General features: G+C 71.8%; 12 protein-coding genes and 3 pseudogenes. 5 read left to right on the top strand and 10 right to left on the bottom strand.

Features of this window, described 5'->3' with window-relative positions:
* Window positions 1-18 precede the first annotated feature (18 nt).
* Together IE264_RS24220 and pdxR are read right to left on the bottom strand one after the other, a co-directional pair.
* Window positions 19-1,596 carry an alkaline phosphatase D family protein gene (locus IE264_RS24220; RefSeq protein ID WP_015607191.1) on the bottom strand — a complete coding sequence of 526 codons (1,578 nt, stop codon included), beginning with the start codon at window positions 1,594-1,596 and terminating at the stop codon, window positions 19-21.
* A gap of 175 nt (window positions 1,597-1,771) precedes the next feature.
* Window positions 1,772-3,244 (bottom strand): MocR-like pyridoxine biosynthesis transcription factor PdxR, encoded by a 1,473-nt coding sequence (gene pdxR / locus IE264_RS24215; protein ID WP_032755315.1) that lies wholly within the window; start codon window positions 3,242-3,244, stop codon window positions 1,772-1,774.
* 47 nt (window positions 3,245-3,291) lie between these two features.
* Here pdxR and IE264_RS24210 point away from each other — a divergent pair.
* Window positions 3,292-4,137: pseudogene (locus tag IE264_RS24210) on the top strand (DMT family transporter); the annotation flags it as partial.
* 63 nt (window positions 4,138-4,200) lie between these two features.
* Here the strand turns inward: IE264_RS24210 and IE264_RS24205 are convergent.
* Window positions 4,201-5,031, bottom strand: coding sequence for an alpha/beta fold hydrolase (locus IE264_RS24205; RefSeq protein WP_032755318.1), 831 nt, complete (start codon window positions 5,029-5,031; stop codon window positions 4,201-4,203).
* A 122-nt stretch (window positions 5,032-5,153) separates the two neighbouring features.
* Here IE264_RS24205 and sigJ point away from each other — a divergent pair, with 122 nt between their 5' ends.
* Window positions 5,154-6,038, top strand: coding sequence for an RNA polymerase sigma factor SigJ (sigJ, locus tag IE264_RS24200; protein ID WP_032755321.1), 885 nt, complete (start codon window positions 5,154-5,156; stop codon window positions 6,036-6,038).
* 279 nt (window positions 6,039-6,317) lie between these two features.
* Window positions 6,318-7,085, top strand: coding sequence for a GntR family transcriptional regulator (locus IE264_RS24195; protein WP_032755323.1), 768 nt, complete (start codon window positions 6,318-6,320; stop codon window positions 7,083-7,085).
* A gap of 151 nt (window positions 7,086-7,236) precedes the next feature.
* On the opposite strand, the gene IE264_RS24190 is transcribed toward IE264_RS24195, so the two are convergent.
* Entirely contained in the window at window positions 7,237-8,394 is a 1,158-nt protein-coding gene (locus tag IE264_RS24190) for an ROK family protein (RefSeq protein ID WP_032755325.1), read from the bottom strand.
* A gap of 100 nt (window positions 8,395-8,494) precedes the next feature.
* A pseudogene (locus IE264_RS24185) lies at window positions 8,495-8,872 on the bottom strand (response regulator transcription factor); the annotation flags it as partial.
* Between IE264_RS24185 and IE264_RS38710 the strand changes: the two are divergent.
* Both IE264_RS38710 and IE264_RS24180 read left to right on the top strand, forming a co-directional pair.
* Window positions 8,858-9,007, top strand: a pseudogene (locus IE264_RS38710) (ABC transporter permease); the annotation flags it as partial. The pseudogenes IE264_RS24185 and IE264_RS38710 overlap by 15 nt on opposite strands.
* Window positions 9,008-9,056: 49 nt before the next feature.
* Window positions 9,057-9,494 (top strand): hypothetical protein, encoded by a 438-nt coding sequence (locus tag IE264_RS24180; protein ID WP_032755328.1) that lies wholly within the window; start codon window positions 9,057-9,059, stop codon window positions 9,492-9,494.
* A 135-nt stretch (window positions 9,495-9,629) separates the two neighbouring features.
* Here IE264_RS24180 and mug read toward each other — a convergent pair whose 3' ends face one another.
* The 5 genes from mug to IE264_RS24155 all read right to left on the bottom strand — a co-directional run bounded on the left by mug (window position 9,630) and on the right by IE264_RS24155 (window position 15,124).
* Complete coding sequence (mug, locus tag IE264_RS24175) at window positions 9,630-10,181, bottom strand: G/U mismatch-specific DNA glycosylase (RefSeq protein ID WP_031121778.1); 552 nt, start codon at window positions 10,179-10,181, stop codon at window positions 9,630-9,632.
* 19 nt (window positions 10,182-10,200) lie between these two features.
* Window positions 10,201-11,634, bottom strand: a complete 1,434-nt coding sequence (gene purB, locus IE264_RS24170) for an adenylosuccinate lyase (protein ID WP_032755330.1) — start codon at window positions 11,632-11,634, stop codon at window positions 10,201-10,203.
* Between the two features lie 162 nt (window positions 11,635-11,796).
* Window positions 11,797-12,702, bottom strand: coding sequence for an SGNH/GDSL hydrolase family protein (locus IE264_RS24165; RefSeq protein ID WP_032755333.1), 906 nt, complete (start codon window positions 12,700-12,702; stop codon window positions 11,797-11,799).
* A gap of 68 nt (window positions 12,703-12,770) precedes the next feature.
* Window positions 12,771-13,790, bottom strand: a complete 1,020-nt coding sequence (locus IE264_RS24160; protein ID WP_015607179.1) for a hemolysin family protein — start codon at window positions 13,788-13,790, stop codon at window positions 12,771-12,773.
* Window positions 13,787-15,124 (bottom strand): hemolysin family protein, encoded by a 1,338-nt coding sequence (locus IE264_RS24155; RefSeq protein WP_032755336.1) that lies wholly within the window; start codon window positions 15,122-15,124, stop codon window positions 13,787-13,789. The genes IE264_RS24160 and IE264_RS24155 overlap by 4 nt, the downstream gene beginning before the upstream one ends.
* Between the last annotated feature and the right edge of the window lie 150 nt (window positions 15,125-15,274).

The following is a 15,274-nucleotide window of genomic DNA, read 5'->3' as shown; positions in this document are numbered from 1 at the left end:
CAGGTCAGCGGCGGTCGTTCACTGACCGGTCCGGCCCGGCCGCAGCACCTTGGTGAACAGCACCGCACCACCCTCCGCCCGCAGACGTACCGTCAGATCCGCGCTGTCGCCGTCGATCTCGACCTCGCCGTAGAACTGCGGCGACTCCATCGGCGACACATTGGCCCGGTCCGGCGCCCGGACGAAGACACGGTCGGGCCCGAACGTGCCGTCCAGCGCGTTGGCCGGAAATCCCCCTGCGGCCAGCGGGCCCGAGACGAACTCCCAGAACGGTGCGAAATCCTTGAACGCCGCCCGCTCGGGGGCGTAGTGCTGCGCAGAGGTGTAGTGCACGTCGGCCGTCAGCCACAGGGTGCCGGTGACCTTGCGGTGCTTGATGAACCGCAGCAGCTCGGCGATCTGCAGCTCACGTCCGAGCGGGGCGCCCGGATCGCCCTGGGCCACGGCCTCGAAGTCCGTCGCCCCGTCCGGGACGACCAGGCCGAGCGGCATGTCGGCCGCGATCACCTTCCACACCGCGCGGGATTCGGCGAGGGCACGTTTGAGCCAACGGAGCTGCTCGGCGCCGAGTATGCCGGTCGTGTCGTCGGCCTGCCGGTTGGGGGAGTTCCGGTTGCGGTGCGACCGCATGTCCAGGACGAAGACGTCCAGCAGCGGCCCGTGGTGGACGGCGCGGTACATGCGGGACCGCCGCGCGGAGCCGTGCGGCGTCGACACGGGGAAGTACTCGTGGAAGGCGCGTGCGGAACGGGCCGCGAGGATGTCGACGTTCTTCTCGGTGTAGCGCGCGTCATCGAGTATCTGGCCGGGGTACCAGTTGTTGCGCACCTCGTGGTCGTCCCACTGGACGACGGAGGGGACCTGCGCGTTGAAGCGCCGGAAGTTGCGGTCGAGCAGGTTGTAGCGGAAGTTCCCCCGGTACTCGTCCAGCGTCTCGGCGACCTTGGCCTTCTCCTCGGTCATGACGTTGCGCCAGATCCTGCCGTCGGGCAGGGTCACGCTCGGCTGGAGCGGCCCGTCCGCGTAGACGGTGTCACCGCTACAGAGGAAGAAGTCCGGGTCGAGGCGCCGCATCTCCTCGTACACCCGGTAGCCGCCGATGTCCGGATTGATGCCCCACCCCTGCCCCGCGATGTCACCGGACCACAGGAAGCGGACCCCGTCACGACGCCGGGCCGGAGCGGTACGGAACGTTCCGTACACCGGTTTTCCCGTGCGGCGCGGATCGCCCGGGTCGGCCAGTGTGACGCGGTAGTGCACCTGCTCGCCCGCCGGAAGGCCGTACAGGGGAGTGGTGCCGGTGAAGTCGCCTCCCGGCCCGATCAGCGGCCCGTACCAGCTCCGGGCCCGGCGGAAGGACTCGGTCGCCGAGGTCTCCACCAGCATCCGGGCGGGCCGGTCCGACCGCACCCACACCAGCGCCGAGGAGGCGGTGACGCTCCCCACCTGCACCCCCCAAGCCGCCTCCGGCCGCCCCGCCAGAGCCAGGGCGGGAGCCGAAGAGGCAGCCGCGGGAAGAGCCGCCGCAGGGACGAGCAGCGAGCCGCGCAGAACGGTACGACGGCCGGGCGAGGGGATACGCGGACGGTGCGGCATCGGGGCGCCTCCAGGACGGTGGGTGGAACGGGCGGGCGGACAACGGGCCGGGGCGGCCGCAACGCTCCGTCGGGCCGGAGCCGGTCTCCGCCCCCATGCCTAGTGGGCCGCGGAGGCCGGGGCCCCAACACCGGGTGAACAGGGCCGGTCAGGGCGCACTCCCGGCGACAGCCCGTCAGGCGCCGGAGCCGAGTCCCTGCGCGGCCGCGAGCGACGCGACACCCCGGGCGATGTCGCCGACCCCCAGATGGGCATAGCCGAGGGCGAGCGCCACCGAGCCGTCCTCGGGTCCCGCGTCCCCGCAGTCGCTCAACGGCCGCAGCGCGATTCCGGCCCCGGCCGCGCGGCCCAGGAAGACGCCCTCCGGGCCGTAACGCTCAGGCAGCCGCGCGATGATGTGCAGCCCCGCGGCGATGCCGCTGACCTCGGTACCGGGGAAGTGCTCGTCGAGTGCGGCCACCATGGCGTCCCGGCGTTCCCGGTAGGCGCGCTGACAGCGGCGCAGCTGGCGGTCGTAGGCGCCGCGCGAGATGAAGTCGGCCAGAACCGCCTGGTCGATGGCGGGATTTCCCAGGTCCATGGTCCGTTTGCGGGCGACGATCCGGCCGGTCAGTGAAACGGGGGCGATCAGCCACCCCAGCCGCAGGCCCGGAGCCAGCGACTTGCTCACCGATCCGGTGTACACGACGCGCTCCGGGTCGAGCCCCTGCAACGCCCCCACCGGAGCCCGGTCGTATCGGAAGTCCCCGTCGTAGTCGTCCTCCATGATCACGGCGTCCGCCTCGCGTGCCCAGTCGAGCAGCTTGCGGCGACGCTCCGCGGGGTAAGCGATTCCGGTGGGGAACTGGTGCGCCGGCGTGGTCACCACGGCGCGCACGCCGGAGCGTCGCAGCGGCCCCAGGGCCAGCCCCTCCGCGTCGAGCGGCAGCGAGGTCGCGCCCAGACCCGTCGCCGCGAACAGCGACGCGTGCTCCGGGCTCCCCGGGTCCTCCACCCCGACCGAGGCAAGGCCTTGCTCGCGGAGTACGAAGCCGAGCAGCGTCGTCGCCTGCGCCACTCCCGAGCAGGCCACGAGCCGCTCGGGATCGGCCACCACCCCGCGCCGCCGGGCCAGCAGTCCGGCCAGCGCCTCCCGCAGCTCCGGCAGGCCGCGCGGATCGGGATACCCCAGCGAACTGTGCGGCAACCGGCCGAGCACCGCCCGCTGGGTGGCGGCCCACGCGGCGCGAGGGAAGAGGGAGAGGTCGGGGACGCCGGGCCGGAAGTCCACCCGCGCGCCCGGCGTGCGCGGCGCCAGATCCCGTACGGAACGCGCCGCAGCTCGAACTCCGCCGCTGACCCAGGTTCCCGCGCCCTGACCGCTGCGCAGATAGCCCTCGGCGGTCAGCTGCTCGTAGGCCTCGGTTACCAGCCCGCGCGACACCCCGAGATCCGCGGCAAGTTCCCGGCTGGACGGCAGCCTCGTGCCGGCGACGAGACGGCCCGAGCGGACGGCCTCCCGCAGGGCCGACTGGAGGGCCCGCCCCCGTCCGCGTACCGGGCCGGCAGCGGCGGGCAGCAGCAACTCCCAGGCCGGAGAGGCGGAATCGAGGCTGCCGCTGTCGCCACGGCCCACCCCACCGGTCGAATTGGTCCCCGAAGACGTCATGGAAGTGGACCTTAAACCGGTCCGGCGCCGAACCTAGCGTCACCCACATGAACGCGAACTCTCTGCGCGGGGCCCTCCTGGCGGCCTTCGCCTGTGTGCTGGTGGGGGCCTCCTTCACCGCGAACAGTGTCCTCGGCGACTACCCGTACGCGGGTGGCCAGGCGCTCCGGTACGGTCTGGCCGCTCTGCTGCTCGCGGCCGTGCTGCGGCGGGGCCCCGTCCCCGTGGCCGCCCCGCTGCGGGCGCTCTCCTGGCGCCGGTGGATGCGGCTCGGTCTGCTCGCCGCGGTCGGAATGGTCGGCTTCAACCTGGCGATCCTGGCGGCGGAACGGACCGCGGAACCAGCCGTTCCGGGCGTCTTCGTCGGCTGCGCGCCCATCGTCGTCGGGGTCCTGGTCCCCCTGCTGGCTAGCCGCCGCCCCTCCCGTGTCACCTTGTACGCTGCCGGGCTCGTCGTCGCCGGAGCGTTCACGGTCCAGGGCTGGGGCCGCACCGACCTGGCAGGCATCTGCTGGTCGGCCGGCGCGCTCGCGGGCGAGGTCGGCTTCGCGGTCCTCGCCGTACCGGTGCTGCGGCCGCTCGGCCCGAAGCTGCTCGCCGCGACGGTCTGCGCCATCGCCGCCGTACAGTCCGCGCTGCTCGGCCTGGTGATGGACGGTGCCGCGTTCCTGCGGGTTCCGACCCCGGCGGAGACGACGGCCCTCCTCTGGCAGGCCGTCGTCGTGACCGTGATCGGCTTCGTCTGCTGGTACATCGGCCTGCAGCGCATCGGGGCCGAACGCGCCACCCTCTTCTCCGGCCTCATCCCGGTCTCCGCAGCGCTGACCGCACCGCTCGTCGGAGCCGGGACGTACGGCATGGCGCAGGGTGCCGGGAGTCTGCTGGTCGGCGTCGGGGTGGCGCTCGGCTCGGGAGTCCTGGGGCGCGGCGGTCCCGCCGGTACGCGCCCGGCGCCCTCAGCGGCTGGTGTCGAGGATGACGCGCGCCACCAGGGCGGGGTCGTCGTTCATCGGGACGTGCCCGCAACCGGGCAGCCGCACGAGCCTGACCCCGGGGATCACCTGCTTGGCGCGGATCCCCTGCCGGCGCAGCAGGATGCGGTCCCGGGTGCCCCAGGCGACGGTGACGGGAAGGCCCTTCACATCGTCGGTGAAGGAGACAGCGCCGCCGGCGGCGAGCGTCTGGTGGAAGCCGGTCGCGCCCCGCAGGGCCAGGGTCTCGGCGACGACGGCCTCGGGTGAACGCCTGCCGGGCCGGGCGTAGATGGTGCTGGTCAGCGCCGTACGCCCGGCCGCGCTGCGGGAGAGCCGCTCGATCGCCGGCACCGGGAGGGCCAGCGCGGCACGGCGCATCGCCCGCAGGGTGGTGAAGGCGTAGCGGCGCTCCGGCTCGTTCCAGAAGCCCGCGGGCGACAGGGCGGTCACCGAACGGACCAGCTCCCTGCGCCCCAGCTCCAGGGCGAACAGGCCCCCGAGGGAATTGCCGACCACATGCGGGCGGTCGAGGCCCAGCGCGGCGAAGAAGGCCCCCAGCACCGGAGTGACCGCCTCCAGGGTGTACGGAACTCCGTCCGGCAGAGCGGGAGATGTGCCGAAACCGGGCAGGTCGAGGGCTATCACCTCGCGCTCGGCGGCGAGGATCCGTGTCACCGGGTCCCAGGCCTGGTGGTGGTGGCCGATGCCGTGGAGCAGGACCAGCGGCGCTCCCGCACCGGTCCGTTCGTAGTTCACCGAGACCGGACGGGGGCCGTGCGCCGAATCGACGGTGAAGGAGACCGTGGTGGTCATGGAGCTGCTCCCTGGAGTGGGTAGACATCGCGTCAACAACACTTACCGTTCGGTAGCTTGGAGTTCAAGGGCTCAGGCGATTCCCGCTGGACACCGTCCGGTGGGTCGGCTGGGATGGGCCGGTGACAGCCGATACCGCGACCGCAGTCTTCGAAGAGCACCGGCCCCTCCTCACCGGCGTCGCCTACCGCATGCTCGGCCGTGTCGCCGACGCCGAGGACGTGGTGCAGGAGGCGTGGCTGAGGTGGTCGTCCGCGACCCGGGAGAGCGTCCGCGAGCCACGGGCCTTTCTGGTGCGGATCACCACACGGCTGGCCATCGACCGGCTGCGCCACCTGCAGTCGCGCCGGGAGTCGTACGTGGGTCCCTGGCTGCCGGAACCTGTGGTCACCGACTTCGGGCCGACCATGCCGGACGCGGCGGAGCAGGCCGTCCTCGTCGACTCCGTCTCCCTCGCCGTACTGGTCGTCCTCGAATCGCTCTCGCCGCTGGAGCGCGCGGTCTTCGTGCTCCGGGAGGCCTTCGGCTTTCCGTACGCCGAGATCGCCACCGCCCTCGACCGCACCGAGGCGGCCGTCCGCCAGCTCGCCGGGCGTGCCAGGCGGCACGTGGACGAGCGCAAGCCGCGCTACGACGTCGATCCGGCGGAGCGCCGGGACATCACCGAGCGGTTCCTGGCCGCCGCGTCCGGCGGCTCCATCGAACAGCTGATGGCTCTCCTGGCGCCGGACGTCCGGATGGTCAGCGACGCCGGCGGCAAGGCGAAGGCGGCGCGGCGGATCATCGAGAGCGCCGACAAGGTCGGCCGGTTCCTCGCCGCGGTGGCTCAGGAGATCGGGCCGGACTGGGACATGCGCATCGCGGAGTTCAACGGCGGGCCTGCCGTGGCGTGCTTTGTCGGGGGAAAGCCGGATACCTTCTTCCAGCTCGATGTCCGGGACGGAGTCATTCGATGCGTCTATATCATTCGTAATCCGGACAAGCTCTCAGGTCTGGCCGCCGTGTAGTCGCGCGTTCTTTCCGGCCAAGAGAAATCCCGGTGAGCCCGCTCTGCGGCTGACCGGTCGAAGCCCCATCACCGGCCCGGTGGTGGGGCTTCATGCTGCGCGCGGCTCACGGCACCGCGAACGTCTTGTGAACGCTCTGCGCCAAAGTCCCGTTTCGTTCCGTTACGGAATAAGGATTGGTCTTGACCAAGGGGGTGCGCCGTCCTAGGGTCAACTTAAGACAGGAACCTTTAATAAATAGCGTCGCGGAAAAGCCGCTGGGCGATTGCGGAGGACTTGGTGGGGACCACGCAGCTGGAATCGGTGCAGGAGCCGAAGTACTGGCACCTCAAGACCGTGCTCAGTGAGGCACTCGACTCGGACTTTGCGGTGGGTGAGATCCTGCCCAACGAGCGGGACCTCGCGGCCCGGTTCGGAGTCGCGCGTGCCACGCTCCGACAGGCTCTGGAGCAGCTCGAACTCGAAGGCCGACTGCAGCGCCGCCGTGGCGTCGGCACGACCGTCGCCCCGCCGCGGGTGGGCGTGGCCGTCACCACCGCCCAGCACGAGTGGACGGGTGGCGCGGTCGGCGAGGCGTGGCAGCCGGTCGACTGTGTCAGCGAGGCCGCCCCGAGCGCCGTGGCCGCCATGCTCGGCACGGGTACGGAGCCGGTGCACGTGGTGCGCCGTATCCGCGACACCCACGGCCAGGCGGTGGCAGCCGAACTTCTCTACGTTCCCGCCTCCTCGGTCCCCGACCTCTCCGCGATCGACGCGCCGTCCGGCACCGTCCGCGCCCGCGCCGTGCTGCGCGAGCTGCACCGGCTGGGCCTGGCGGGGCAGGACCGTTCCGTGGAGCTCGGCTCGGCGCGCGCGGACGACGCCAAGGAGCTCGACCGGCTCCCCGGCGCACCCGTGCTCGTGGTCACCACCCGGTACTTCGCAGAGGGCGGTACGGCGGCGGTGTCCATCGCCACCTACCGGGCGGACACCTGCCGGCTCACCTTCGGGGACTCCGGCGCACTGGAGATCAGCCACGACGGGCAGCAGGAGCGCCAGGCATCCTGACGCCTTCCGCGCGGGCGGCCCGCGGGCCGCTGCTGCCCGGAAGGCTCGGGCCTCCGTAAACCTCAGGCCCTCCGAGAACAGCGCCACCTGATGGCGGCCCGCCGGGAAACCGGCCGGGCCGCCATACGCATGTCATCGGGCCCGGCCGCGGTCAGCGGCGGGCCGTCACCGCGCCCTCCACGGCGAACAGCTCCTCCTCGACATGGTCCAGCGCCAGCCGAAGGGCTCCCGTCGCGACCGCCGCCTCGCCGAGCAGCGACAACGTCACCCGCGGCGGGCGCAGACAGTAGCGGGCCAGCTCCTCGCGCAGCGGCTCCAGCACACCGTCGAGACCGGCGGCCCAGCCACCGACCACCACCAGCTCCGGGTCGAGTGCCAGCGCCAGGGCCGCCACATCGTGCACGAGCCGCTGCAGGAAGCGCTCGACGGCCGCCTGCGCCTCCGCGTCGCCCTGCCGCGCCTTGGCGAACACCACGGCCACCGCCTGCTCGTCCAGCGGCTCCAGCGGGGTGCCCGTGGTCGAGAGCAGATGCTCCGGGGTCACGTCCCTGCCCAGCAGGTGCAGAGCGCCGATCTCCCCGGCCGCCCCGCCGAACCCCCGGTGCAGACGTCCACCGATCAGCGAACCGGCCCCCGGGCTCAGCCCCGCCAGGACGAAGACGATGTCGTCGGACTCGGTGGCCGCACCCTTCCAGTGCTCGGCGACCGCGGCGGCATTGGCGTCGTTCTCCACGAGGACCGGACAGCGGAACGAACGCCGCAGCCGCTCCCCGAGCGCGAGCCCCGTCCACCCCGGGAGCGCCGTGCCGAGCCGCACGGTCCCGTCGGCCTCCACGATGCCGGGGCTGCCGACACCGACGGCGCGCAGACTGCTCCGGGCCACCCCGGTGCGGCGCAGCAGGTCCGCGATCACGGCTCTCACCTGGTCGAGCCGCTCATCCGCATCCGCCGTCTCCGACACCGTACGGGAACCCGCCCCGGTCACCCGGCCGTCGAGCCCCGAGAGCAGTGCCGAAACCCGGTGCGGCCCGATCTCGACGCCCAGCAGATAGCCTGCCTCGGCACGGAAACGGAACCGGCGGGCCGGCCGCCCCTGGCGCCGCGCCTCACTCTCGTCGGGCAGGGCCTCGACCACCAGACCGGCCTCGAACAGCCCCTCGACCACGCCTTCGACCGTCGGCCGGGAGAGACCCGTGATCCGGGTCAGGTCCGTGAGCGTCGGCGAGCCGGCCCCTCGCAGAGCGTGCAGTACCACCGCTGAATTGATACGCCGCAGCAGCGACGGATCTCCCCCGGTCAGCCGGCTCACGGTGTGTCCTCCCAGCTCGTGCCCATGTCTGCCGGATCGTACTCGCTGCTCGCAGGCCCTGCGAGCAGCTCCGCAAGCCGGTATCGAGCCGCAACCTGCGTCAGCTCGGAGCGACGAAACCGGACTCGTAGGCAGCGATGACGGCCTGTGTACGGTCCCGTGCCCCCAACTTCGCGAGAATCGAACTGACATGAGACTTCACCGTCTCGACGCCGACGGTCAGCCCGGCGGCGATCTCCGCGTTCGACAGGCCCCGCGCCATCAACCGGAGCACTTCCGCCTCCCGGTCGGTGAGCGCGGCCCGCTCCAGGGCCGCGCGCGCCGCGTTCGTGCCGTACTCGGCCGCGAGCTGCCGGACCGCCGCGGGGAAGAGCAGCGACTCTCCCTCGGCAACCAGACGCACGGCATGCACGATCTCCGCGGGCCTCGCCCGCTTGAGCGGAAAGCCGGCGGCCCCGGCCCGCAGTATCTGCCTGATCGTGCTGAGCAGTTGGTGCTCCACCAGAACCCGGAGGGCCCTCTCGGACCATGGTGCGGCCCGGCCGTGACGGCCGCCTGGGCGGCTGCCGCGCTCCTCGCCGGCTGGTGGGCGGTGCACAGGCGCGACGCCTGAGTCCGGGGCCAGGGCACCGGTTGTCAGCGCCGAACGGTTTACTGACGTCATGACGACCGCACACCATCTCCGCCTCATCGACGAGATGCGCACCAGGGAATTCCCCGTGGCGTGCATGCCGTCGGTCTCGGGAGTCAGCGGACCCGGCTATCACACGGCATTCCTGCGCACCGAACACGAACCGTGGGGTGATGACGAACCGGCCGGCCCGGAGCACCGGGTCCAGTGCCTGGTGGAGCACGACGCACTGCTCACGCTCCTCACCGCCCGCTGGGGCGAACCGCAGCTGATGAGCCTGTGGAGCGCGCAGGAGCGGATGATGTCGGGCGAAGTGATACCGGCCCCCTGGGAGGATCCGGTGGCCGGATGCGAATTCGTCCGGCTGTGGCGGGTCGAGGGGCGGTGGATCGCGATAGGGCTGGTGCTGGAGGAGGGAGGACCGGGCTGTGAACTGACGGTGCTGGTGACCGTCATCGATCCGCCCTGATCCCGCCAGATTCGACGGACAGACCCGACGGACAGACCCGACGGCCAGACCCGACCGACGGATCCGGCCGATAGGTCCGGCCGATGGACCCGACCTACAGATCCGACCGGAAGATTCTGCCGTCGGCCCCGCGCGTCAGGTCGCGGGGTGTGGCGTCAGGACGGCCTCGCGGAGGCGGGCGTACTCCTCGGCCATCGTCGCGATCGTCCAATGGGCGTTGAGACCGCTGGGGTTGGGCAGGGCCCATACGTGGGCACCGCCGATCATGCGTTCCTGCCGGCCGATCCGGGCACGGGGCTCTCCGAAGGCCGTGCGGTAGGCGGTGATGCCGACGACCGCGAGCCACGCCGGAGCGAGCCGCTCGACCCTCGCGGTGAGGGCCGCCCCGCCCTCCCGGAACTCGTCCGCGCCGAGTTCGTCCGCCCGAGCCGTCGCCCGGGCCACCACATTGGTGATGCCGAGGCCCAGGGGCAGCAGCTCGGACTGTTCCGAGGGCAGCAGTTGCCGGGGTGTGAAGCCCGAGCGGTGCAGGACCGGCCAGAAGCGGTTGCCGGGGTGGGCGAAGTGATGGCCCGTGGCCGCGGTCATCAGGCTCGGATTGATACCGCAGAAGAGCACACGCAACCCGCCCGCGGCCACATCGGGGACGATGCGGTCGCGGGCGGCGCGGAGCTCCTCGGGGGTCATGCGGTGGGGGTGCTGCCGGTCAGAGGATCGAGCCGGGGGAATAGGCCGCGGCCTGGGGGTGCTGCTTGGTGATCTCCTCGATCCGGGAGACCAGCGCCGTCACCTGGTCGCCCGCCGCACCCGTGAACGAGAGCTTGTCGGCCATCAGCGCGTCCAGCTCCGCACGGTCCAGCGGGATGCGTTCGTCGGCGGCGAGCTTGTCGAGCAGCTCATTGCGCTCGGCACCCTGCTCCCGCATCGCCAGTGCGGAGGCGACGGCGTTCTCCTTGATCGCCTCGTGGGCCAGCTCGCGGCCCACCCCGGCCCGCACCGCCCCCATGAGGACCTTGGTGGTGGCGAGGAAGGGAAGGTAGCGGTCCAGCTCGCGAGCCACGACGGCGGGGAAGGCGCCGAACTCGTCGAGCACCGTCAGGAAGGTCTCCAGAAGACCGTCGAACGCGAAGAACGCGTCCGGCAGCGCCACCCGGCGGACCACGGAGCAGGACACGTCGCCCTCGTTCCACTGGTCACCCGCCAGCTCACCCGTCATCGAGGCGTAGCCCCGCAGGATCACCATCAGGCCGTTGACCCGCTCGCAGGAGCGCGTGTTCATCTTGTGCGGCATCGCGGACGAGCCGACCTGGCCCGGCTTGAAGCCCTCGGTCACCAGCTCGTGGCCTGCCATCAGCCGGATGGTCTTCGCCACCGACGAGGGCGCCGCGGCGAGCTGCACCAGAGCGGTCACCACGTCGTAGTCGAGCGAACGGGGGTAGACCTGGCCGACCGAGGTGAACACCTCGGCGAAACCGAGGTGCCCGGCGATGCGCCGTTCCAGGTCGGCGAGCTTGTCCCCGTCGCCGCCCAGCAGGTCCAGCATGTCCTGAGCCGTACCGACCGGTCCCTTGATCCCGCGCAGCGGGTAGCGCGAGAGGAGGTCCTCCAGCCGTCCGTAGCCCACCAGCAGCTCGTCGGCCGCCGTCGCGAAGCGCTTGCCGAGCGTCGTCGCCTGCGCGGCGACATTGTGCGAGCGTCCGGCGATCACGAGCTCGCGGTACTCCGCCGCCAGCTTGCCGAGCCGGGCGAGCACGGCCACGGTGCGGTCGCGCATCAGCTCCAGCGACAGCCGGATCTGCAGCTGCTCGACGTTCTCCGTCAGGTCCCGGGAGGTCATGCCCTTGTGGACCTGCTCATGACCAGCGAGGGCGTTGAACTCCTCGATCCGGGCCTTCACGTCATGCCGGGTGATCTTCTCGCGCTCGGCGATCGACGCCAGGTCGACCTGGTCGAGCACACGCTCGTAGTCGGCCACCGCTCCGTCCGGCACCTCGATCCCGAGGTCCTTCTGAGCGCGCAGCACCGCCAGCCACAGCTGACGCTCCAGCTTCACCTTCTGCTCGGGGGACCAGAGGACGGCCAGCTCCGTGGAGGCGTAGCGGCCGGCCAGGACATTGGGGATGCGAGGCTTCGCAGACACAGCAGTCACGTGGAGGGATTCTACTGTGGGTTTCTGCAGGCCAGCGCCGCGGGCCGGTTTGTGGATTGCTACGAAGGGCGGCTGCGGGAGCCGGCTGCCGGGGTCTGCCGCGGAGGCCGGTCACGAAGACGCCGAGGCCGGCTACCAGCAAGCGGAGGCCGGCTACGAGGAAGCGGGAGCCGCGCCCTCCGGGGGAAGGCCGGTGTTCCCGTCCAGCGGTCCCGGTTGGGGGAGGTCCTGAGCCCGGCGCCATCCCGTCACCGGGCCGGGTGCCGCGGCGTCGGTGGGCGTGATCCAGAAGGCCGAGGCCGTCCCCGCGTCGAACTGGGCGCCCCACCGGCCGTCGCCGGAGGACCGGCCGGTGAGCCGTCGGCCGATCCAGGGCCCCAGGTGGCGGCGGGCGAAGCGGATGTCGTCGGCCCGCCGGTTCGCCCAGCGCGGCGGCAAGGAGGCGGGGACCGCCGCCTGCCAGTCGAGCTCCGGCGGAAGACCCAGCGTCTGCCAGACCGCCTCCGCCACCCGCCGGTGCCCTTCGGCGGCGAGGTGCAACCGGTCGAAGTCCCACATGCGGGGGTCGCTGAGCGAGGGCGCGGAGTAGAGGTCGACCACCGAGGCGCCGTGCCGGTCGGCCAGGTCGTCGATCAGGGCGAACAGCGCCTCCATCCGAGGACGGAACCGGTCGAACACCGGGCCGTTGCGCCCGGGGCTGCGCATCAGCACCAGCTTCTTGCAGGACGGGGCCAGCAGCTCCACGGCCTCTTCGAGCCGCCCACGGACCATGCCCATGTCGCACTTAGGGCGCAGCGTGTCATTGAGCCCGCCGACCAGGGTCACCACATCGGCCTGCATCGCGGCCGCCGGGCGCGCCTGCTCGTCGACGATCTGGCTGATGAGCTTGCCCCGGACGGCGAGGTTGGCGTACCGGAAGTTGGGGGACCGGGCCGCGAGCCGGGAGGCCAGGACATCGGCCCACCCCCGGTAGGTGCCGTCGGGAAGCAGATCCGACATGCCCTCGGTGAACGAGTCGCCGACCGCGACGAGACTGGTGTAGGTGGCATTCAATTCCATGGCCCACTGATTCTACCGTGGCAGCTCCCGTACCGTCCGGCCGGTACGGGAGCCGCCACGGCGGGCGCTCAGCGGGTCTGGGCCCTGCCGACGAGCTCGCGCAGGACGTCCTCCATCGTGACCATGCCGACCAGCCGGTCATCCTCGTCGAGCACAGCGGCGAGATGGGTCCGGCTGCGCCGCAGCGCGGTCAGCACGTCGTCCAGCGGTGTCGCCGCCCGGACCCGGGCGATGGGCCGCAGAGCGGTCACGGGGAAGGGGGCGTCCCGGGGAGTGGCGTCCAGGGCGTCCTTCACATGGAGGTAGCCCAGGATGCGGCCCTCGCTGTCCATCACCGGGAAGCGGGAGAAACCGGACTCGTGCGAGAGCCGCTCCAGCTCCTCGGGGGTGGTGCCGACCCGGGTGTACAGCACCCGGTCCACCGGCATGACCACATCCCGTACCGGACGACGGCCCAGCTCCAGGGCGTGCCGCAGCCGCTCCGCCGAGCGGTCGTCGACCAGCCCCGCGTCTCCGGCGTCCTTCACCAGCCGCGCCAGTTCGTCGTCCGAGAAGGTGGCGGAGACCTCGTCCTTCGTCTCCACCCGCAGGAGCTTGAGGAGAGCGTTGGCGAAGGCGTTGATCGCGAAGATCACCGGACGCAGCGCACGGGCCACGGCGACCAGCGGAGGGCCGAGAAGCAGGGCGCTGCGGGCCGGTTCGGCCAGCGCGATGTTCTTCGGCACCATCTCGCCCAGCAGCATGTGCAGATAGGTCGCCACACCCAGCGCGATCACGAACGAGATCGGGTGCACCAGCGGGTGCGGCACCCCCACCGCGTCGAAGACCGGCTCCAGCAGATGGGCGATGGCGGGCTCGGCCACGATGCCCAGCACCAGGGTGCAGAGCGTGATGCCGAGCTGCGCTGCGGCCAGCAGCGCCGAGACGTGCTCCAGCCCCCAGATGACACTGCGGGCCCGCCGGTCGCCGGCCTCGGCCTGCGGCTCGATCTGGCTCCGGCGTACGGAGATCAGGGCGAACTCGGCGCCCACGAAGAAGGCGTTGACCACCAGGGTCAGCAGACCGATGAAGAGCTGCAGAACGATCACCGGCCCTCCTCCGCCCGTTCCTCAACGCCGGGCAGCGGCGCGTGCAGCAGCGCCCGCGCGGCCCGGCGGCCCGTGGCATCCACCACGTCGATCCGCCAGCCCGTCAGCTCGACGGTGTCGTCCACCGTCGGGATCCGTCCGAGCTCCGCGGCGATCAGCCCGGCGAGCGTCTCGTAGGGCCCCTCCGGCACCCGCAGCCCGATCCGGCTCAGCTGGTCGGTGCGGGCCGCGCCGTCGGCCGACCACAGGGTGCGGCCGTCGGCGTCCTCACCGGCGGCCGCCAGGTCGGGCGTCTCGTGCGGATCGTGTTCGTCGCGGACCTCACCGACGACCTCCTCCACGATGTCCTCCAACGTCACGACGCCCGCCGTACCGCCGTACTCGTCGATCACCACAGCCATGGCGAGCTTCCCGGACAGCTGGTCCAGCAGCCGGTCGACGGTGAGCGTCTCCGGTACGAGCAGGGGTTCACGCAGCATCTCCGAGACCCGTTTACGGGGGCGCTGGTCGGCCGGGATCGCCAGCACGTCCTTGATGTGCGCCACGCCGACCACCGAGTCCAGGCTCCCGCGGTAGACGGGGAAGCGGGAAAGACCGGTGGCCCGGGTCGCATTGGCCACGTCCTCCGCCGTCGCCCGCACCTCCAGGGCCGTCACCTGCACCCGCGGCGTCATCACGTTCTCCGCCGTCAGCTGCGCCAGGCTCAGGGTGCGTACGAAGAGTTCGGCGGTGTCCGCCTCCAGCGCGCCCTCCTTCGCGGAGTGCCGTGCCAGCGCGACCAGCTCCTGCGGGCTGCGGGCGGAGGCCAGCTCCTCGGTCGGCTCCAGGCCGAAGCGGCGCACGATCCGGTTCGCCGTGTTGTTGAGGTGGCTGATGAAGGGGCGGAACACGGCGGTGAACACCCGCTGCGGGGTGGCGACCGCCTTGGCCACGGCGAGCGGCGAGGAGATCGCCCAGTTCTTCGGCACCAGCTCGCCGACCACCATCAGGACCACCGTGGACAGGGCCGTACCGATGACGAGGGCCAGTGTGGACGCCGCGGCGGGGGGCAGGCCGGCCGCCTCCACCGGGCCCCGGATGAGCTTGGCGATCGACGGCTCGGAGAGCATGCCGATCACCAGGTTGGTGACGGTGATCCCGAGCTGCGCGCCCGAGAGCTGGAAGGTCAGGCTGCGGACGGCCTTCAGGGCGCTCGCGGAACCCCGCTCACCCCGCTCGACAGCCCGCTCCAGCTCCCCGCGCTCCACCGTGGTCAGGGAGAACTCCGCCGCGACGAAGGCGCCGCACGCGACACAGAGCAGCAGGGCGACGAGCAGCAGAAGCACTTCGATCATCGGTTCACCTCCGTCCCATGATCGGGCAGGGGCGGAAGGATCGCGCGATGTCGGCTACCGGGAGGCTCGCCCATGGGCGGACGCTCACACCTTTCGGCAGATGCGGTGGGGTGACGGGCAAGGGATTCATCGTAGAGCGTCTGCCCAGCG

This window comes from Streptomyces microflavus, assembly GCF_014650075.1.
GTDB lineage: Bacteria > Actinomycetota > Actinomycetes > Streptomycetales > Streptomycetaceae > Streptomyces > Streptomyces microflavus.
Note: the sequence above shows the minus strand (reverse complement) of the source record. Positions and strands in the feature narration are given on the sequence as shown.